The organism is Mesorhizobium sp. M0618 (assembly GCF_040320765.1).
Lineage (GTDB): Bacteria > Pseudomonadota > Alphaproteobacteria > Rhizobiales > Rhizobiaceae > Mesorhizobium.
This window is the reverse complement of record NZ_JAMYQH010000002.1, coordinates 136,608-155,273: the sequence shown is the minus strand read 5'-3', so window position 1 is coordinate 155,273 and position 18,666 is coordinate 136,608. Positions and strand designations below refer to the sequence as shown.

General features: G+C 64.0%; 18 protein-coding genes. 13 read left to right on the top strand and 5 right to left on the bottom strand.

Features of this window, described 5'->3' with window-relative positions:
- Positions 1–116 precede the first annotated feature (116 nt).
- From cueR to NKJ04_RS02855, 5 genes are all read left to right on the top strand, one after another.
- A complete protein-coding gene (gene cueR / locus NKJ04_RS02875; RefSeq protein ID WP_352673411.1) occupies positions 117–539 on the top strand; it encodes a Cu(I)-responsive transcriptional regulator in 423 nt (140 codons plus the stop codon).
- A 57-nt stretch (positions 540–596) separates the two neighbouring features.
- Positions 597–1,028, top strand: coding sequence for an OsmC family protein (locus NKJ04_RS02870; protein ID WP_352673409.1), 432 nt, complete (start codon positions 597–599; stop codon positions 1,026–1,028).
- Positions 1,029–1,978: 950 nt separating this feature from the next.
- Entirely contained in the window at positions 1,979–2,311 is a 333-nt protein-coding gene (locus tag NKJ04_RS02865) for an SMR family transporter (RefSeq protein WP_352673406.1), read from the top strand.
- Positions 2,312–2,637: 326 nt separating this feature from the next.
- Positions 2,638–2,826, top strand: coding sequence for a hypothetical protein (locus NKJ04_RS02860; protein ID WP_127289952.1), 189 nt, complete (start codon positions 2,638–2,640; stop codon positions 2,824–2,826).
- Between the two features lie 93 nt (positions 2,827–2,919).
- Positions 2,920–3,420 (top strand): MmcB family DNA repair protein, encoded by a 501-nt coding sequence (locus NKJ04_RS02855; protein WP_352673402.1) that lies wholly within the window; start codon positions 2,920–2,922, stop codon positions 3,418–3,420.
- 16 nt (positions 3,421–3,436) lie between these two features.
- Here the strand turns inward: NKJ04_RS02855 and nhaA are convergent, their stop codons facing one another.
- From nhaA to NKJ04_RS02830, 5 genes are all read right to left on the bottom strand, one after another.
- Complete coding sequence (nhaA, locus tag NKJ04_RS02850) at positions 3,437–4,645, bottom strand: Na+/H+ antiporter NhaA (protein WP_352673399.1); 1,209 nt, start codon at positions 4,643–4,645, stop codon at positions 3,437–3,439.
- A 63-nt stretch (positions 4,646–4,708) separates the two neighbouring features.
- The gene (locus NKJ04_RS02845) at positions 4,709–5,272 is read right to left on the bottom strand and encodes an ActR/PrrA/RegA family redox response regulator transcription factor (RefSeq protein WP_013528072.1); all 564 of its coding nucleotides are present in this window, start codon (positions 5,270–5,272) and stop codon (positions 4,709–4,711) included.
- An 85-nt stretch (positions 5,273–5,357) separates the two neighbouring features.
- Positions 5,358–6,689, bottom strand: coding sequence for an ActS/PrrB/RegB family redox-sensitive histidine kinase (locus tag NKJ04_RS02840; protein ID WP_128302879.1), 1,332 nt, complete (start codon positions 6,687–6,689; stop codon positions 5,358–5,360).
- A gap of 26 nt (positions 6,690–6,715) precedes the next feature.
- Positions 6,716–9,301 (bottom strand): ATP-dependent helicase HrpB, encoded by a 2,586-nt coding sequence (gene hrpB, locus NKJ04_RS02835; protein ID WP_352673396.1) that lies wholly within the window; start codon positions 9,299–9,301, stop codon positions 6,716–6,718.
- Between the two features lie 47 nt (positions 9,302–9,348).
- Entirely contained in the window at positions 9,349–10,239 is an 891-nt protein-coding gene (locus NKJ04_RS02830) for a DMT family transporter (RefSeq protein WP_023811623.1), read from the bottom strand.
- A 28-nt stretch (positions 10,240–10,267) separates the two neighbouring features.
- Here NKJ04_RS02830 and NKJ04_RS02825 point away from each other — a divergent pair, with 28 nt between their 5' ends.
- The 8 genes from NKJ04_RS02825 (at position 10,268) to NKJ04_RS02790 (ending at position 18,596) form a co-directional block, all read left to right on the top strand.
- Entirely contained in the window at positions 10,268–10,957 is a 690-nt protein-coding gene (locus NKJ04_RS02825) for a PIG-L deacetylase family protein (protein ID WP_023811622.1), read from the top strand.
- 277 nt (positions 10,958–11,234) lie between these two features.
- Positions 11,235–12,566: an ABC transporter substrate-binding protein gene (locus tag NKJ04_RS02820; RefSeq protein ID WP_352673392.1), complete on the top strand. Its 1,332-nt coding sequence runs from the start codon at positions 11,235–11,237 to the stop codon at positions 12,564–12,566.
- A 112-nt stretch (positions 12,567–12,678) separates the two neighbouring features.
- The gene (locus NKJ04_RS02815; RefSeq protein WP_023811620.1) at positions 12,679–13,626 is read left to right on the top strand and encodes a carbohydrate ABC transporter permease; all 948 of its coding nucleotides are present in this window, start codon (positions 12,679–12,681) and stop codon (positions 13,624–13,626) included.
- Positions 13,623–14,573, top strand: a complete 951-nt coding sequence (locus tag NKJ04_RS02810; protein ID WP_352551118.1) for a carbohydrate ABC transporter permease — start codon at positions 13,623–13,625, stop codon at positions 14,571–14,573. Before NKJ04_RS02815 ends, NKJ04_RS02810 begins: the two co-directional genes overlap by 4 nt.
- Positions 14,570–14,776 (top strand): hypothetical protein, encoded by a 207-nt coding sequence (locus tag NKJ04_RS02805; protein WP_352439744.1) that lies wholly within the window; start codon positions 14,570–14,572, stop codon positions 14,774–14,776. The genes NKJ04_RS02810 and NKJ04_RS02805 overlap by 4 nt, the downstream gene beginning before the upstream one ends.
- Positions 14,777–14,778: 2 nt before the next feature.
- On the top strand, positions 14,779–15,891 hold the full coding sequence (locus tag NKJ04_RS02800; protein ID WP_352673387.1) for an ABC transporter ATP-binding protein: 1,113 nt from the start codon (positions 14,779–14,781) through the stop codon (positions 15,889–15,891).
- Positions 15,884–16,897 carry an ABC transporter ATP-binding protein gene (locus NKJ04_RS02795; RefSeq protein WP_023811616.1) on the top strand — a complete coding sequence of 338 codons (1,014 nt, stop codon included), beginning with the start codon at positions 15,884–15,886 and terminating at the stop codon, positions 16,895–16,897. Before NKJ04_RS02800 ends, NKJ04_RS02795 begins: the two co-directional genes overlap by 8 nt.
- Before the next feature lie 55 nt (positions 16,898–16,952).
- Positions 16,953–18,596, top strand: a complete 1,644-nt coding sequence (locus tag NKJ04_RS02790) for a dihydroxyacetone kinase subunit DhaK (RefSeq protein WP_023811615.1) — start codon at positions 16,953–16,955, stop codon at positions 18,594–18,596.
- The last annotated feature ends 70 nt before the right edge of the window (positions 18,597–18,666 follow it).

Genomic DNA, 18,666 nt, shown 5'->3' with positions numbered 1-18,666 from the left:
GCCTTGACGTACCGGTAAGCGTATCACTATGGCATTTTGGCAACAGGACTCACAGGATTGTGAAGCAAATTCAAGGGGCCTGCTCCATGGGCTCCTGGAAATCGAGGAGAACCGTCATGAATGTCGGTGACGCCGCCCACCGCTCCGGCCTGCCGGCCAAGACTATCCGCTACTATGAAGAGATCGGCCTGATCGCCCCGGCGCGGGCCGCCAACGGCTACCGCGGTTATTCCGGAGACGACATCCATCGGCTGGCCTTCCTGCGCCGCGCGCGCAATCTCGGCTTTTCCATCGACGATTGCCGCCAGTTGATGGCGCTTTACCAGGATCGCAGCCGCGCCAGCCACAACGTGCGCGAAATCGCCGCCGCCCATGTCACGGCGATCGAGGAGAAAGTGCGCGAGTTGCAGTCGATGCGCTCGACGCTGCAGAAACTGATCCATGCCTGCCACGGCGACGAAAGGCCGGATTGTCCGATCCTTGATGACATGGCGGGAGCGGCGTTGCTCAGCGACAGGGGCACCTCTGCGCCTGCATAATGACCCTACGTCGACGAGGCCCGCGCCCGGTCGACTCCTGCCGGGAGGACGTCCACAATGGTTTCGATGACCGTCGAACTGCGCAATGTTGGGGACACGCAGGCGGCCATGGGCTGGGCAGGCGGCCACACGATCATCGTCGACCGGCCCGAAGGCAAGGCCGGCGGCATGGGCCTGGGCTTCAATGGCGGCCAGCTGCTCGCCCTGGCGATCGGCGGCTGCTTCTGCAACGACCTTCGCTACGTTGCCGAGGAAATGGGCATAACGCTCAACAAGATCGCCGTGACCGTGACGCTGAACCTCGAAGGCAAGCCTTTGCTCGCGACTTCGTCAACCATGACGGTTTCCTGCACGACGCTGGACGGCTCCGACCCGGCGGAGATCATCACAAGGGCCGCGGCGATTTCCACGGTCAGCAACTCCCTGCGCCAGGGCGTGCCGGTGAGCATCGAAACGGACGCAACGGCGACCGGCTTGTCGGAGGAATGATCCCCGGGAACAGGCGCATTTGGCCGCGTGGATTGTCAGAGATCGCTAAATAGGCCCACCGCCGGCACGGCAGAGCGATTGATCCAATTTTCTTCGGCATCTGGGCGCGTCAATCTGACGCGCTATGTCTTCCCTTGTTGCAATGATCAACGATGGAGATTGGCATGGATCGGCGATTGTTTCTGACTGGAATGCTTGGGCTGGCAGGGGCTGCGACCGTCGTCGCAATCGCGCGTCCTGCCACCGCCTTGGCCGGCATCCCCAATACGGGGCCGGGCATTCTCGATGAGCTCGACAAACCGTCCGACGACATTCTCGACCCGGATGGTCCCGATGTCCAGGACGGCGTCGAGTTCGTGCGGCACCGCAGGTGGCACCGCCGCCGTCGTCGACGCGGGTGGAGGCGGGTTTGCCGTCGCTATTGGCGCCACGGTTCCTGGCGCCGCAGGTGTTTCCGCAGATCCTTCTGGATCCACTTCTGACGAGACCTGCAACGCGAAGGTCCCGGAGTCCGCCGGCGCCTTCGCTATCGCTGCAGGCTTGAACCCAATCGGTAAAAAAGGCCCGCCGCCCCTCGGCAGCGGGCAGGTCCTGGAGTGCCGGGGGATCAACCCGGCATGGGTCAACGAGCGGGTCACCGGTTGGTTGCAGGGATCGGCCCGGTAGCCTTCCTTTGGGTGGACCGCCACCGGGCCTGACCGGAGCGGGGTGTATTGGGGGAGCCCCGGCTGCTTCGAAAATATCACCTTTCACTTATATTATCTCTAGCTAATTAACAGGAGCGACGCAGCCCGGAGTGTAGCTGGGTGGGCCTCATCGGACAGGCGCGCGCCCTTGCAATCGACGAGACCCTGCGCCGCTCGCGGCGAGGCACGATCACGGGAAAGTGAACGTGACGCCATCGTAGCGTTCTGATCATTAGATGCCTCCCGCCACTGGAGGTTCATCGAATGCCTGCTTATGCCATTCTTGCCCTGGCTATTGTCGGTGAGGTCATCGCGACCAGCGCGATGAAGGCCTCGGAAGGCTTCACCAGGCTTGGCCCGTCGATGTTGGTGCTGCTCGGTTACGCCACGGCGTTTTTCTTTCTGTCCCAGGTGCTGGACCGCATACCGGTCGGCGTTGCCTATGCAGTATGGGCGGGCGGCGGCATTGTTCTGGTCGCGCTGGTCGCTTGGATTGTCTACGGGCAACGGCCCGACGTGGCAGGTTTTGTCGGCATGGGCCTGATCTTGGCTGGAGTGCTGGTTTTAAACCTGCTGTCCAAAACGGGCGTTCATTGAGGTCCGACAACTACATGATCGCCTACATAAAGGCGGTTATATATTTGACAGGCCTAACGCCAAAATGGCCGGCGCAGGTTGCCGGATGAATGATGATCCGCGCCGGCCACTGCGGCTTCTTTGAGGGGTTGCCGCCTGCCGGGAGCTAGAGCGCGCGAATTGGCCGGCAATTGAGGCCCAGCCGCTTGGTTAAAAACGTACAGTGAATCCTTATTGAAGCCACCTCACAGCGTATTAAAATCCCAAGGTCACCGGCTACGGGTTAACGGCGCACCGGTGGTTGAGAGTAACGCTAAGCTCCCGCCCTTATGGATGGGAGGTTGGCCATGTCTCAGTTCGATAGCTCGGTATCGGCTTTTGACTGCGATATTTTGCGCAGCGCGTTCATAAAAATCGTCATCCAGAAGAACATTCCAGAGGACAAATGGCGGGCCGAGGCCGAGCTTTTGATCCGGGAGTATACGGATAGCGACGACATTGAGCCCGGTTTAGCGGAATGGATCGCGCGGAAGTAGCCCGCGATGAAAGAGTGGAAGCCCGACGATTACCTGAAAGCGCCCACATAAAACAGGTTCAAACCGTGAACAGAATCTGGCATGGTGCCTGGCGTGCCGATCATCTCCCCCATCCCCATCAATCCTCTCATCGACGGCCGCCAGTCCGAACGCGCCATGCTGGTGCGGCGCGGCGTACAGCGGCTGCTCATGGATATGGGCGCACATGTGTTGCCCGAACTGTCGCTGGCCACGGGCCGCCGCGCCGACCTCGTCGCGCTGACCCGGCAGGGCGATATCTGGATCATCGAGATTAAATCCTCGATCGAGGATTTAAGGGTCGACCGCAAATGGCCCGACTACCGGCTGCATTCCGACCGCTTCTTCTTCGCCACCCATCCCGGCGTGCCCTCGGAAATCTTTCCGCAGGAATGCGGCTTCATCCTTTCCGACGGCTATGGCGCCGAGATCCTGCGCGATGCGCCCGAGCACCGCATGGCAGCGGCAACGCGCAAGGCGCTGATGCTGCGGGTCGCGCGGGCCGGCGCTTCGCGGCTGCTGGCGGCAGAGCTTGCCGGCGTGTCGGTGCCGGCGCTGGAGGGTGAGAGCGAGTAACGGCCCGTCCTTCAGTCTATGACCGGCTCTGCTCTTCATCGTCCTCCACGCCACCCTTGGCGGGCGCCATGAGCAGCACGGCAGCACCCAGAATGGCGGCGATGAAGGAGCCGGCGAGGATGCCGACCTTGACCGCGTCCTGCAGCGCCACGTCGCCGGCGAAGGCGAGCAGGCCGATGAACAGGCTCATGGTGAAGCCGATGCCGCACAGCAGCGATATGCCGATCATGTGCGTCCAGCCGGCATTGGCGGGCAGGTCGGCAAGACCGAGCCGGATCGCAAGTGCCGAGGAGCCGAACACGCCGACCAGCTTGCCAACCACCAGGCCGGCGGCGACACCCAGCGTCAACGGCTCGATCAGCGCACTGACGCTGAGGCCGGCCAGCGAAACGCCGGCATTGGCAAAGCCGAAGATCGGGATGACGACGAAGGCCACAATCTTGTGCAGGCCGTGCTCGAGCCGGTGCAGCGGCGAATGGTCGAGATCGTGGCCGATCCCGGCGGAGCGCTCAAGCGGGATGGTCAGCGCCAGCGCCACGCCGGCGAGCGTGGCATGGACGCCGGATTTCAGCACCAGCATCCACAAGATCACGCCGAGCACGAGATAGGGAACCAGCGTCATCACCCGCATGCGGTTGAGCACAACAAGCGCGGCAATGACGGCGAAGGCAGCACCCAGATAAGCCAGCGACAGGCCGCTGGTGTAGAAGATGGCGATGATGATGACGGCACCGAGGTCGTCGATGATCGCCAGTGCTGTGAGGAACACCTTCAGCGAAGCCGGCACGCGGCTGCCGAGCAGCGACAGCACGCCGAGCGCGAAAGCGATGTCGGTGGCGGTCGGGATCGCCCAGCCGGACAGGGCGGCCGCATTGTCGCGGTTGACGGCCACATAGACGAGTGCGGGAACCACCATGCCGCCGGCGGCTGCAATGCCGGGCAGCACGCGCCGGGGCCAGGTGGAGAGCTGGCCGTCCAGCATCTCGCGCTTGATCTCCAGTCCGACGAGCAGGAAGAACACCGCCATCAGCCCGTCATTGACCCAATGCGAGACGCTGAGCGGGCCGAGATAGGCGTGGAGCGCGGAGAAATAGGTTTCGGCGAGCGGCGAATTGGCGACGATCAGCGCCAGTGCCGCCGCCACCATCAGGATGATGCCGCCAGCCGCTTCACTATCGAGGAATTCGCGGAAGACGGAAACCCGCCGATGCTTCAAGTCCTGCATGTCGCCTCCGTCATGCCGTCTGTTTTGGCGGGCTTCGATCCCGCAAGATGGCAAACGGCGGCCTTAACGCGGCGCGCGCTTGGCCAGTATGCGCTGCAAGGTGCGGCGATGCATGTTGAGCCGGCGCGCTGTCTCGGAGACGTTGCGCTCGCACATCTCATAGACGCGCTGGATATGTTCCCAACGGACGCGGTCGGCCGACATCGGGTTTTCAGGCGGCGCCGCGCGCTCGCCGGCGGTGCGGGTGAGTGCCGCGAAGATATCATCGGCGTCGGCGGGCTTGGAGAGATAATCGACCGCACCGAGCTTCACCGCAGTCACCGCGGTGGCGATGTTGCCATAGCCGGTCAGGATGATGGTGCGGGAATCCTCACGCTTTTCGCGGATGGCCGCGACCACGTCGAGGCCGTTGCCGTCGCCGAGCCGCATGTCGACCACGGCGTAGGCGGGTGGATTGGCGCGCGCCTTGGCAACCGCCTCCTCGACGCTCTCGGCCGTCTCGACCACGAAGCCCCTGGCTTCCATGGCGCGGGCCAGACGCGTGAGGAACGGCTTGTCGTCATCGACGACAAGCAGCGAGGTGTCCTCGCCTTCAACCATTGCGCCAATATTCTCGTCGCCTGTCATAGTCTCAAAATTCCTGCTGCCTTAATTTTACGCAAATATAGTTCCTGAGCCTCCTTGTCCAATTTTTAGAGGTCCTTCAAGGCTCTCAGGCGGTGTCGAACATGCTGGCCGAAGTGATTTCCGGATTGAGGAACACACCACGCGGCCACGATATCTGGACCATGGCGCCCTCGCCCAGGCCGCTCGAATTGCGGAAATCGAGCACGGCACCAGAGCGTTCGAGCAGGGTCTTGGCGATGAACAGGCCGAGGCCCAGACCGCCGCCGGTTTCATTGCCCTGGCGCGTCGACATATAGGGCTCGCCGATGCGGTCGATGATCTCGGCCGGAAAGCCGGGGCCGTCATCGATGATCGAGAAGGTGACGGTGGCCTCGTCCCAGCTCCAGCGCACGGTGACGCTTTTGCGGGCAAAATCGACGGCGTTCTCGACCAAGTTGCCGAGGCCGTAGATGACGCCCGGATTGCGTCGCCCGACCGGCTCGGGGCCGATGCGTTCGCCGGGCCGAAGCTTGATCGAGATGCCGAAGTCCCGGTGCGGCGCGGTGACCTCCTCGACCAGCGAAGTCAATGGCAACCGCGAAAGATGCGCCTCGCCCTCGGAGGACAGGCTGGTCAGCCGCTTGAGAATCTCGCGGCAACGCTCGCTCTGCGAACGCAACAGCGTCACGTCTTCCCCGTATTTCGGATCCTTGCCGAGCGCCTTTTCCATCTCCTTGGCGACAAGCGCGATGGTGGCGAGCGGCGTGCCGAGCTCGTGCGCGGCCGCGGCGGCCAGCCCGTCGAGTGCCGAAAGGTGCTGCTCGCGCTGCAGCACGAGCTCGGTTGCGGCGAGCGCATTGGCAAGAAGCCGGGCTTCGGCGGCCACCCGGAAGGCGTATATGGCGGTGAAGGCGATCGAGGACAGCACCGCCATCCACATGCCGGCGACATAGAGAAAAGGCATCGCCAGCGGCGCGTCCTCATGCCAGGGCAGCGGCAGATGGACAAAGACCAGAAAGGTCGCCGCCGACATGACCAGCCCACCGAGGATGGCGGTCAGGCGCAGGGGCAGCGATGTCGCCGAAATGACGACAGGCACGGTCATCAGCAGCGAGAACGGGTTGGTGAGGCCGCCGGTCATGTAGAGCAGGCCGGCAAGCTGCAGGCTGTCGAAGATGAGGATGCCGAAGGCCGCAAGCGGCGTGAGCCGGTGCGCCGCCGGAAAGCGAAAGGCGAGAAACAGGTTCATCCAGGCCGAACAGGCGATTAGGGCAAAGCAGAGGCTGACCGGCAGTGGAAACTTCAGCCCATAGGCGACGACGAGCACCGTCAGGCTCTGACCGACAATGGCAAGCCAGCGCAACCGGATCAGCGTGTTGAGGCGCAGTCTCTGGCTCTGCTGGAAATCGGGCGAACGCAAAACGTTGATCATGGCCATGAATTACAGCCGTAGGACCAGGAACGCTAGGTCCCGCGCGGTTTGGCGCGGGCGGTGGCGGCGGCGAGCAGCGGGTTTTCCGGCCAGACATGCTTGGGATAGCGGCCGCGCATGTCGGCGCGCACATCGGCCCAGGAGCCGCGCCAGAAGCCGGGCAGGTCGCGCGTCGTCTGGATTGGCCGGTGCGCCGGCGACAGGAGTTCGAGCGTCAGCGGCACGGCGCCATTGGCGATCGAAGGATGGCGGTCGAGGCCGAACAGCTCCTGCACGCGAACCGCCAGCACCGGCCATTCGCCGTCATAGCGGATCGGCACATGGCTGCCCGACGGGGCATCGAAATGGGTCGGCGCCAGCGTATCGATCCTGCGCTGCAGATCATGCGGCACGAGGCTGGTCAGTCCGGCCGAGACAACGCCCGCATCGATGGCGGCAAACGATGCCGCGCCGGCGAGGTAAGGCAGCAGCCAGTCGTCGAGGCGCTCGATGAGGGCGGCATCCGCCATGTCGGGCCAGGGCGCGCCAAGGCCGCGATGCAGCCAGCCAAGCCGCTGGCGCAGCGTTTGCGCCTCCTTGCTCCAATTCAGCAGCGACAGCCCGTGCTGGCGCACCGCATCGAGGACGGCGCGATCAGCGTCAGCACCGATTGGCGGCGGCAGCATGCGCTCGGCAAGCGTGATGGCGCCAAGGCGCACTGTTTCGCGGACGCGCACGGCGCGCTTGTCGCGGTCGAAGCTCGTTTCACGGCGGACCTCGAACCTGTCCGCCAGCGCAGCGCGGACATCGTCCTCGCCGATCGCCGCCGCCGCCGTGATGCGCGCATTCTGTGCCTTGCCCTGCAAGTCGGCGACGACCAAAAACGGCTCGCCCGCCAGCGGATCGGCGGCGTCGAGCACGGCGCCAGAGCCGTTGGCCAGCACGAAACGGCCACGCTCGCCACGCGCCTTCGCCACCCGATCCGGCCAGGCGTGGACGAGCAGGGAACCGGCTGACTTACCCTCCCCCTTGTGGGGAGGGTCGGCGAGCGCGCCTTGCGCAGCAAGGCGAGGGAGACGGGGTGGGGGTGCAGCGCTCGGCCTACCCCCACCCCGCTCCGCTTCGCGGATCGACCCTCCCCACAAGGGGGAGGGTGAAGAGGTGCCGGCCTGCCGCGCCAGCCGTTCGGCGAGCTGCTTGGCGGCGGTAGCGCGCGGAGATCTTTCCCCACGAAAGCGCATCAGCCGTCGCTCCAGATCGGCGCCGTCGCCACCAAGACCGCGTTCGGTGAGCAGCACCGCAAGCATCGCCGCCTCGAAGGCATGGCCGCTGCCGGCTGCCTCGGCAACCATGTGCGCCAACCGCACCGGCAGAGCGAGCTTGCGCATCGCTGCACCCGCCTCCGTCAGGCGGCCCGTCTCGTCGATGGCATCCAGCGCGCGCAGCAGTGCCCTTGCCTCACTAAGGGCCGGAACAGGCGGCGGATCGAGAAAGGCGAGCCCTGCCGGATCGGCAACGCCAAAGGCAGCGCAATCGAGCAGCAGTCCGGACAGATCGGCCTCGAGGATTTCCGGCGGCGTGAAAGTGGGAAGTGCAGCCGTCTGCTCGGCCCGCCACAGCCGGATGGCGACGCCAGCCTGCGTGCGCCCGGCACGGCCGGCGCGCTGGTCGGCGGAAGCCTTGCTGACACGCACGGTTTCCAGCCGGGTGAGGCCGCTGGCCGGCTCATAGCGCGGCAGGCGCGACAGGCCGGAATCGATGACGACGCGCACACCGTCGATGGTGATCGAGGTTTCGGCGATCGAGGTGGCCAGCACCACCTTGCGGCGGCCTGAAGGCGCCGGCTTGATCGCGGCGTCCTGCGCCTTGCCGTCGAGCATGCCGTAGAGCGGCACGATGTCGGTTTCAGTGCCGACCTTGCCGGCCAGCCGCTCGGCGGTTCGCTCGATCTCGCGTTGGCCGGGCAGGAAGGCAAGCACGCTGCCGATCTCGTCGGCAAGGGCTGTGCGGATCGCCTTGGCCATCGCGTCCTCGATGGCAATGCCGGTAGGGCGCTCGTCGTAGCGGATGTCGACAGGAAAGGCGCGCCCCTCGCTCTCGATCACCGGCGCACCCGACAGCAGTTTCGCGACCCGCGCGCCGTCGAGCGTTGCCGACATCACAGCCAAGCGCAGGTCCGGCCGCAGCGCACCCTGCACGTCGAGCGCCAGTGCGAGCCCAAAATCGCCATCGAGCGAACGCTCGTGGAATTCGTCGAAAATGACAGCCGAAACGCCGGGCAATTCGGGATCGTCGAGGATCATGCGCGCCAGCACGCCTTCGGTGACGACTACGATCCTGGTCTTTGCCGAAATGCGGTTTTCCATGCGCATGGCATAGCCGACGGTGGCGCCAGGTTCCTCACCAAGCAATTCAGCCATCCGGCGGGCGGCGGCGCGGGCGGCGAGGCGGCGCGGTTCAAGCAGGATGATCTTGCCGGCGCCGAGCCAAGGCGCGTCAAGCAGCGCCAGCGGCACCAGCGTCGTCTTGCCGGCGCCCGGCGGCGCCACCAGCACGGCGCTGTTGCCATGGCCGAGCGCTTCCCTCAGCGCCGGCAGCACGGCAGATACAGGAAGCTCCGGCAGGGGTTTTGTGATCATGGCGCCCGCATATCAGCGGTTGTAGCCACGGCGCAACCAGAGACGGTTCAAAGCCGGGTGCGCGAAAACGGGTTCCAGCGCACGGTGCCCAGCCGCGCTTCCTCCCGCACCATGGTCAACAGGCCGGCGCCGCCAACGACCGCCAGACCAACCAGCGACAGCCCGTCCGGATATTCCTGGAAGAACAACGCGCCGAGGACCACCGCCCAGGCGATCTGCGAATAATGCGTCGGCGCAACGCGGTTGGCGGGCGCGTATTTCATGGCCAGCAGTTGAAGGAATTGTCCACCTGCGGTGAAGGCTCCGGCCATTGCCAGCCACAGCAACTGCTTTCCGCTGGGAACAGTGAAGGCGGTGGCGGCGGCACCGATGCCGTTGAACAGCAGGCCGCAACCGACCAGCACGCCGAGCATGGTGGTGCGCTTTTCCTGCTGCGCCAGCGAGCGCATCAGGATGACGCTGATGGCGGCGAGGAAGGCAACGCCGAAGGCGGCAAGATGGCCGAGATTGAGCTCGCGAAAGCCAGGCCGCACCACCAGCATGACACCGGCAAAACCGGCGACCACCGCCAGCCAGCGCCAGGGGCCGACCTTCTCCTTGAGGATCACCGTGGAGAGGATGGTGACGCAGAGCGGCGCCAGGAAGATCAGCGCATAGGACTCGGCCAGCGGAATGGTGGTGAAGGCGTAGACGCTGAGCACGCCGGAAGCGATACCCGCCCAGGCGCGCGCCTGCACCGCCCATGGCCTTTTGGTGCGCCAGAAATCGCGCCAGCGTTCGCCCGCAGGTCGCGTGAAGAATAGGAAGAAGCCCGCGAACAAGGTTATGAAAAAGCCGATCTCGAAGATCGTGAGCTGACCGCCCAGGCTTTTGACAACGGCATCGCTGCCCGAATAGCTTGCGTAGGCGATCAGGGCGAGCAGGATTCCGTTCGTCACGTTGTTCCAGTTCCGGGGAGAGAGTGATTTGAAAATCCTAGCGCTTGGTGCGCATCCGGACGACATCGAGATCTTCATGTTCGGTACGATGGCCGCCTATGCCGCGCAAGGCGCAGAGCTCACTTTTGCCATGGCCACGGATGGTGCCAGGGGCGGCACGAGTGATCCCGCTGTTCTCGCTCGTGTCCGTCGCGATGAAGCAACGGCCGCGGCTGCGCTGGTAGGCGCGATGCCACGCTTCCTCGACTTCCCGGACGGCGAGTTGGTGGCCGATGCAGCGCTGATCGGAGCTCTGAAAGCACTGATTGGTCAAACCGGCCCGGATCTGGTGATCACGCATGCGCCCAACGACTATCACGCCGACCATCGCGCGCTGTCGGACGGCGTGCGCATCGCGGCGTCTTTCGCCGTCCCGGTGCTGCATGCCGACACGATGGGCGGCACCGGTTTTTCGCCGACGCACTACGTCGACATTTCCGGGTATGCCGACGTCAAAGCTGAGGCGATCCGAATGCATCAGTCGCAGGATCCCGACCGCTTCGTCGACATCGCGCGGACACAGAACGCCTTTCGCGCCGGCCAGTGCAACAGCGCGCAAGGCTCATCGGCCGAAGCGTTCCGTTTCGAACCGTCGTTCCCGTTCGCCGATATCCGCGCGCTGCTGCCGCCGGCGCCGCCAATCCGCAAGGTGATGGTGAGCACCAGAAGGGTGGATTGAAAACCGAGGCTGCCCCACGTCCTGGTCAGAATCGGCCTGAAGAGCTTCGGTAGGCCGACCAGCGACCCGCGCTTTTCCCAAGGTTTTCAGACATCGCCATAAGCATGCTGCGGCGCAGCAACGAATTCGCTTGCCTTGTTTAGTAAAAGTTGCATCACTAAACAAATTACTAAACATCCGCAGCGTGACCGCGCCGCCATGTTTGGGCCCCTGAGGAGAGGGGTTGAGGGCTTTTTGAAACCGTCATCCGGGCGCGTTTCGCAAATGGGAGGAAGTCATGAAATCGAGCTTGAAACTGGCGTTGGGACTGACCTCGGCGATCACAGCGTCGACAGCCGTCTCGAATGTCGCGCACGCTGAAGACCTGACGCTGTGCTGGGCCGCTTGGGACCCGGCCAACGCGCTTGTCGAACTGTCCAAGGATTTTACCAAGGAAACCGGCATCGGCATGAAATTCGAGTTCGTGCCGTGGACCAATTATGCAGACCGTTTCCTCAACGAGCTGAATTCGCACGGCAAATTGTGCGACCTGATCATCGGCGACAGCCAGTGGATCGGCGGTTCGGCCGAGAACGGCCACAATGTCAAGCTGAACGACTTCTTCGACAAGGAGAAGATCAGCATGGACGACTTCGTGCCGGCAACCGTCGTCGGCTATTCGGAATGGCCGAAGAACACGCCGAACTACTGGGCGCTGCCAGCCATGGGCGACGTCGTCGGCTGGACCTATCGCAAGGACTGGTTCTCCAAGCCGGAGCTGCAGAAGGAATTCAAGGAGAAGTACGGCTGGGATCTCGGTCCGCCGACCACCTTCGACCAGTTGAAGCAGGTCGCCGAGTTCTTCCAGAAGCGCGAGATTGACGGCAAGACCGTCTACGGCGCCTCGATCTATACCGAGCGCGGCTCGGAAGGCATCACCATGGGCGCCATGGACGTGCTCTACAGCTACGGCTTCCAGTACGAAAACCCGAAGAAGCCCTACGAGATGGAAGGCTTCGTCAACTCCGACAAGTCGGTGAAGGGCCTGGAATTCTACAAGGCGCTTTATGATTGCTGTACCCCTCCGGGCGCGTCGAACAGCTACATGGGCGAAGGCGTCGATGCCTTCAAATCCGGCCAGGTGGCGATGCACATGAACTTCGCCTTCACATGGCCGGGCCTGCAGAAGGACGAGAATGTCGGCGGCGACAAGATCGGCTACTTCGTCAACCCGAAGGGTCCCGACGGTGAGCAGTTCGCCCAGCTCGGCGGCCAGGGCATCTCGGTAGTGTCCTATTCCGACAAGCAGGAGGCGGCGCTGAAATACATCAAGTGGTTCGCCAACAAGGACGTGCAGGCCAAATGGTGGTCCCTCGGCGGCTATTCCTGCCTCAACGCGGTGGTCAAGGATCCGAAGTTCCCGGCCAGCCAGCCCTACGCGCAGACCTTCCTCGACTCGATGGCCATCGTGAAGGACTTCTGGGCCGAGCCGAGCTACGCACCGCTGCTGCAGGCTTCGCAGAAACGCTTCCATGACTATGTCGTGGCCGGCCAGGGCTCGGCCAAGGATGCGCTCGACGGCCTGGTCAAGGACTGGACGCAGGTCTTCCAGGACGACGGCAAGATGTAACCCCGGCTCCTCCCGAGCTAGGGCCCTAGCGTCCCGTGCCGCCCTTGGCACGGGACGCAGTTCAGATAAATTCCATGACAGAGACGACCAAGTGACCGAAGCAGGACTCACCATGCTCAATCGGACTGCGGAGAACGTTGCCCGGGCGACCCCGGAACCGTTGGCCGGCAAGGTCCGGGGCATCAGCGACAAGGGCCTCGCCTGGCTGTTCATCTCGCCGACGATCCTGTTGCTGCTGGCCATCAACATCTTTCCGCTGTTCTGGGCGATCTATCTGTCGTTCACCAACTACCGGGCCAACCGGCCGAACGAGGTGGTGAAGAATCTCGGCTTCGCCAACTACCAGCGCATCCTCGGCGACAAGGATATCTGGATCGCCATGCAGACGACGGCGCATTTCGTGTTCTGGACCATCCTGTTGCAGACGCTGATCGGCTTCACGCTGGCCTGGCTGATCGACAGGAAGTTTCGCGGCCATGCCTTCTGGACGACGCTGATCCTGGTGCCGATGATGCTGTCGCCGGCGGTGGTCGGCAATTTCTGGCGCTTCCTCTACGAGCCGCAGATCGGCCTGTTCGCCTACGCCATCTCCTTCGTCACGAGGATCCCGCCAACCGATATCCAGATGCTCTCCAACGTGTCGCTGGCGCCGTGGTCGATCATCATCGTCGACACGTGGATGTGGACGCCCTACGTGATGCTGATCTGCCTCGCCGGCTTACGCTCGATCCCCGAATACATCTACGAGGCGGCCGAGGTCGACCGCGCCTCCAACTGGCGGCAGTTCTGGTCGATCACGCTGCCGATGGCGCTGCCCTTCATCATGCTGGCGGTGCTGTTTCGCGGCATCGAGAACTTCAAGATGTTCGACATGGTCAACCTCTTGACCGGCGGTGGGCCGGGCTCGACCACCGAGGTCGCCTCGATCACGCTGAAGCGGCAGGCTTTTGAGAGCTGGCGCACCGGCTACTCCTCGGCCTTCGCCATCATCCTGTTCGTCGCGGTGTTCGGCCTCGCCAACATCTACGTCAAAGCGCTCAACAAGGTGAAGCAGAGATGAGCCTGACCACAGCCCATTCGGTCGTCGCACCGAGCAGCAACTCGAAGCGCATCGCCGGCGCGATCATCATTGCCTATGCGCTGATCTCGATCGTGCCGCTGCTGTGGATCTTCGCCACCAGCTTCAAGACGCCGCCGGATTCGATCGCCTATCCGCCCAAGATCCTGTTCCAGCCCAGCCTCGAAGGCTACTGCAATTTGTTCACGACGCGGACCCGGCAGACGCCGGAATACATCAACTCGCTGGGCCCGGCGACGGGCTTCTGCGACGAGACCACGCGCAAGCGCAACATGGTGATCGCCGGTCCGTCCAACTTCCTGCCGCGCTTCGTCAATTCGCTGATCATCGCCTTCGGCTCGACCTTTTGCGCCGTGTTCCTCGGCACGCTGTCGGCCTACGGCTTCTCGCGCTTCAAGGTGCCGCTCGCCGACGACCTCCTGTTCTTCATCCTGTCGACGCGCTTCATGCCGCCGATCGCTGTCGCCATTCCGATCTATCTGATGTACCGCGAGCTTGGCTTGTCGGACACCGCGCTCGGCATGATCCTGCTCTACACAGCGGTCAACGTGTCGCTGGCCGTCTGGCTGCTGAAAGGCTTCATCGATGAGATCCCGCGCGAATATGAAGAAGCGGCGATGATCGACGGCTACACGCGGCTGCAGGCCTTCTGGCGCACGGTGCTGCCGCAAGCGACGACCGGCATTGCAGCGACCGCCATCTTCTGCCTGATCTTCGCCTGGAACGAGTATGCGTTCGCGGCACTCCTGACTTCCGGCACCGCGCAGACTGCGCCGCCCTTCATCCCAACCATCATCGGCGAAGGCGGCCAGGACTGGCCGGCGGTAGCGGCCGGCACGACGATCTTCCTGGTGCCGATCCTGGTTTTCACCATCCTGCTTCGCAAACAATTGCTGCGCGGCATCACCTTCGGCGCGGTGCGCAAATGAGCCTGACCAAGCCTGATAAACGCAAATCGCGCTGGCCGGTCTGGGCACGGCGCGGGCTGATGGAAAACATCGCGACGGCGCTGATCGCCATCGGCTTCCTGATGCTATTCCAGCCCTTCGTGCTGTCGCTCTACACCTACTCCTTCATCACCATGCTCGCCGGCACCGTGATGTTCATCATCGTCTCGAAATTCCCGGAATAATCATGGCCGAAATCCGCGTCCAGCACCTGAGAAAGGCCTTCGGCGATTTCGTCGCCGTGCAGGATTCCAACTTCGTTGTCGAGGATGGCGAGTTCTTCGTCATGCTCGGCCCGTCCGGCTGCGGCAAGACGACGACCTTGCGCATGATCGCGGGGCTCGAATTGCCGACCGGCGGCCAGATCCTGCTCGGCGGCGACGACGTCACCATGCTGCGGGCCCGCGAGCGCGACATCGCCTTCGTCTTCCAGCTCTTCGCGCTCTATCCGCACATGAATGTGCGCAAGAACATCGGCTTCCCGCTCCTGGCGCAAGGCATGCCTTCGGCCGAAATCCGCACCCGTGTCGAGGAGACGGCGAAGCTGCTGCGCATCGACCATCTGCTCAACAAATCCGTCTCCGGCCTGGCCGGCGGCGACCGCCAGCGCGTCGCGCTCGGCCGCGCCATCGTGCGGCGGCCAAAATGCTTCCTGATGGATGAGCCGCTCGGCACGCTCGACACCGAATTCCGCGATCTGATGGTCCGCGAGCTGCGCGAGCTGCACAACCGCATCCACGCCACGACGGTCTATGTCACGCACGACCAGATGGAAGCGATGTCGATGGCCGACAAGATCGCGGTGATGAACCATGGTGTCATCGAACAATTCGGAAGCTCACGCGAAATCTACGACCGCCCGGCGACCATGTTCGTCGCCGACTTCATCGGCTCGCCGCCGATGAACTTTCTGGGATTTGGCGGCGGGCTGGCCAAAGGCGCCAGGGAGATCATCGTGCAAGGTGCAAAGGTGGCGGTGCCGGAGGTGCGCGAGGACATCGCACCGAGCGACATGGCGCTCGGCATCCGCCCGGAGCACATACGCTTCGACGACGCCTCCAAGCTGCGTGGCGCCATCTATGGCACCGAATATCTCGGCACCACGCAGATCGTCGCGGTGGAGACGGCGGACGGCATCATCAAGGCGCGCGTGCCGGCTGAAATCCGGCTCTCGACCGGCGATCATGTCGGCCTGACGCTGAGCAGCGCGCGGCTGTCGCTGTTCGAGAAGGGGTCCGGCCGCGCGGTGAGAACCGCGATCCACGATGTCGCCTCGGAGCGGAGGGCCCAGCATGGCTGAGGTGCACATCAAGAACGTGACCAAGAGTTTCGGCGACCATGTCGCCGTCGACGGCCTCGACCTGCACATAGCAGATGGTGAATTCGTCGTGCTGCTCGGGCCGACCGGGGCCGGCAAGACAACGACGCTGCGGCTCATCGCCGGGTTGGAACGGCCGGATACCGGCACGATCGAGATCGGCGGACACAATGCCACGACACTGTCGCCGGCGGAGCGCGACACGGCTTTTGTGTTCCAACAATATTCGCTCTATCCGCATCTGTCGGTCTTCGACAATCTCGCCTTCCCGCTGCGCTCACCGGCCCGAAAGATGCCGGAAGAGCAGATCCGCCGCCGGGTCGAGGAGGTGGCCAGGATGGTGCGCATCCATCACAAGCTCGCCAATCGCTCGACCAAGCTTTCGGGCGGCGAAATGCAGCGCGTTGCCATCGGCCGGGCGCTGGTGCGCAAGCCCTCGATCTACCTGATGGACGAGCCGCTGTCGTCGCTCGATGCCAAGCTGCGCGGCGATCTCAGGCTCGAGCTGAAGCGCATCCAGACCGAACTCGGCGCCACCATGCTTTATGTCACGCATGATCAGATCGAGGCGATGACCATGGCCGACCGTATCGGCATCCTTGCCGATGGCGTGCTGGTGCAGATCGGTTCGCCGCGCACCATCTATTCCGAGCCGGCAAACCTGCATGTCGCGGCAAGGCTCGGCCAGCCGGCGATCAATCTTCTGCCAACCGGACTGCTGCCTGACGGCGGCGCACCGGCCGGGACCAAGACGATCGGCGCGCGCACCGAACATCTTTCGATCGCGAAGGCCGCGAATGGTCACGCCGACGGCGTTGTCGACTGGGTGGAGCATCTCGGTGATCAGAACCATTTGCATGTGACGGTAGGGACCAAGAAACTGGTGACGCTGACCGATCCCGACACGGATCTGGCGCAGGGCGACAGAGTGGTGATCCGCTACCGGGCGCCGCTGTATTTCGACGCCGATGGACAGCGATTGATGTGAGCGGTTTTCGGTGATTCAGCACCGGTTTTGACTTTGCCAGTACGGGACGAATTCGATGAAGCACTTTTTCAATCGCAGGGAAACGATCGTCACCGAGGCGCTCGACGGCCTGTTACGGACCATTGGCTCCGGCGATCTCGCGCGCCTCGACGGCTATCCCGAGATCAAGGTCATCCTGCGCACCGACTGGGACAGGACGAAAGTCAGCGTCGTCTCCGGCGGCGGGGCCGGGCACGAACCGTCCCATGCCGGCTTCGTCGGCAAGGGCATGCTGACGGCGGCGGTTTCGGGCGAGATCTTTGCCTCGCCAAGCGTCGAGGCGGTGCTGGCAGCGATTCGCGCGGTCACCGGTTCGGCCGGCTGCCTGCTGATCGTCAAGAACTACACCGGCGACCGTCTCAATTTCGGCCTCGCGGCAGAGAAGGCGCGCGCCGAGGGTTTTGCCGTCGAGATGGTGATCGTCGCCGACGACATCGCGCTGCCCGACATTGCCCAGCCGCGCGGCGTTGCCGGCACCTTGTTCGTCCACAAGATATCAGGCCACCTGTCGGAGACCGGGCACGATCTTGCCGATATAGCGGCTGTCGCGCGAGCGGCAGCGAAGGACGTTGTTTCGCTCGGCATGTCGCTGTCGTCCTGCTCGATTCCCGGCCAGCCGCACGAAGACAGGTTCGGCGAGAACGATGGCGAGCTCGGCCTCGGCATCCATGGCGAGCCGGGCGTCGAGCGGATTGCGGTGCAGAGCGCCGACAGGCTGGTGGCGATCATGGCGGCGCGCCTAGCGGCACGGCTTGATCCCAAGGCCGGCCACGCCTTGCTGATCAATAATCTCGGTTCGGTGCCGCCGCTCGAAATGTCCGTTATCGCCAACGCAGTGCTTGCCTCGCCGCTGGCCAAAACCATCAAGCTGGCGATCGGCCCGGGCCCGCTGATGACGGCGCTCAACATGAACGGCTTCTCGCTGTCGCTGATCCGGCTCGACCCCGCGCGCGAGACGGCCTTGCAGGCGCCGGTCGGTCCGCACGCCTGGATGCCGGCAAAGCCGGTTGTGCCGCCTGCCGTGGTGCCGATGGCGAAAGCGGCCGGACAGAGCGCGGCACGCAAGCCCAGCCAGGATGCACGGACCCGCTCTCTTCTCGTCACCATCTGCGAACGACTGATCGCGCTGGAAACCACGTTGAACGGGCTCGACGCCAAGGCGGGCGACGGCGACACGGGCTCGACGGTGGCGACCGGCGCGCGCAGCATCCTCGAGCGGCTTGATGCGCTGCCGCTTGCCGAGCCGGCGGCGACCCTTGGCGCGATGGGCGACATTCTGAGCGCCTCGATGGGCGGCTCCAGCGGCGTGCTGCTGTCGATCTTCTTCACGGCGGCGGCGCAGGCTCTGGATAGCGGCGCGAGCTTGGCCAAGGCGCTGCTTGCCGGCCTTGAGCGGATGACCTTTTATGGCGGCGCAAGGATGGGGGATCGTACAATGGTCGATGCCCTGGAGCCTGCCCTCAGAGCGCTCGATGCCAAGAGCCTGGACGAAGCGGCTATCGCGGCTCGCCATGGTGCCGAGGCCACCGCTGCCATGGACAGGGCAAAATCCGGGCGGTCCGCCTATGTCGGCAGCAAGCTGCAAGGCGTGGCCGACCCCGGCGCCTATGCAGTGGCCGAGGTTTTCGCGGCGGCGGCCGCGCTCCACGAAGCGGCCTGATTCATGCTCCAGTTGTCGAATGAGCGTTCTTTCGATACTGCGGGCGGCATGGAAACCGGGAATGCGGGTG

Coding starts and splice junctions, on each gene's coding strand:
- cueR (WP_352673411.1), top strand. CDS start 117: ATGAATGTCGGTGACGCCGCCCACCGCTCCGGCCTGCCGGCCAAGACT.
- NKJ04_RS02870 (WP_352673409.1), top strand. CDS start 597: ATGGTTTCGATGACCGTCGAACTGCGCAATGTTGGGGACACGCAGGCG.
- NKJ04_RS02865 (WP_352673406.1), top strand. CDS start 1,979: ATGCCTGCTTATGCCATTCTTGCCCTGGCTATTGTCGGTGAGGTCATC.
- NKJ04_RS02860 (WP_127289952.1), top strand. CDS start 2,638: ATGTCTCAGTTCGATAGCTCGGTATCGGCTTTTGACTGCGATATTTTG.
- nhaA (WP_352673399.1), bottom strand. CDS start 4,645: ATGCAGGACTTGAAGCATCGGCGGGTTTCCGTCTTCCGCGAATTCCTC.
- NKJ04_RS02845 (WP_013528072.1), bottom strand. CDS start 5,272: ATGACAGGCGACGAGAATATTGGCGCAATGGTTGAAGGCGAGGACACC.
- NKJ04_RS02840 (WP_128302879.1), bottom strand. CDS start 6,689: ATGGCCATGATCAACGTTTTGCGTTCGCCCGATTTCCAGCAGAGCCAG.
- hrpB (WP_352673396.1), bottom strand. CDS start 9,301: ATGATCACAAAACCCCTGCCGGAGCTTCCTGTATCTGCCGTGCTGCCG.
- NKJ04_RS02820 (WP_352673392.1), top strand. CDS start 11,235: ATGAAATCGAGCTTGAAACTGGCGTTGGGACTGACCTCGGCGATCACA.
- NKJ04_RS02815 (WP_023811620.1), top strand. CDS start 12,679: ATGCTCAATCGGACTGCGGAGAACGTTGCCCGGGCGACCCCGGAACCG.
- NKJ04_RS02810 (WP_352551118.1), top strand. CDS start 13,623: ATGAGCCTGACCACAGCCCATTCGGTCGTCGCACCGAGCAGCAACTCG.
- NKJ04_RS02805 (WP_352439744.1), top strand. CDS start 14,570: ATGAGCCTGACCAAGCCTGATAAACGCAAATCGCGCTGGCCGGTCTGG.
- NKJ04_RS02800 (WP_352673387.1), top strand. CDS start 14,779: ATGGCCGAAATCCGCGTCCAGCACCTGAGAAAGGCCTTCGGCGATTTC.
- NKJ04_RS02795 (WP_023811616.1), top strand. CDS start 15,884: ATGGCTGAGGTGCACATCAAGAACGTGACCAAGAGTTTCGGCGACCAT.
- NKJ04_RS02790 (WP_023811615.1), top strand. CDS start 16,953: ATGAAGCACTTTTTCAATCGCAGGGAAACGATCGTCACCGAGGCGCTC.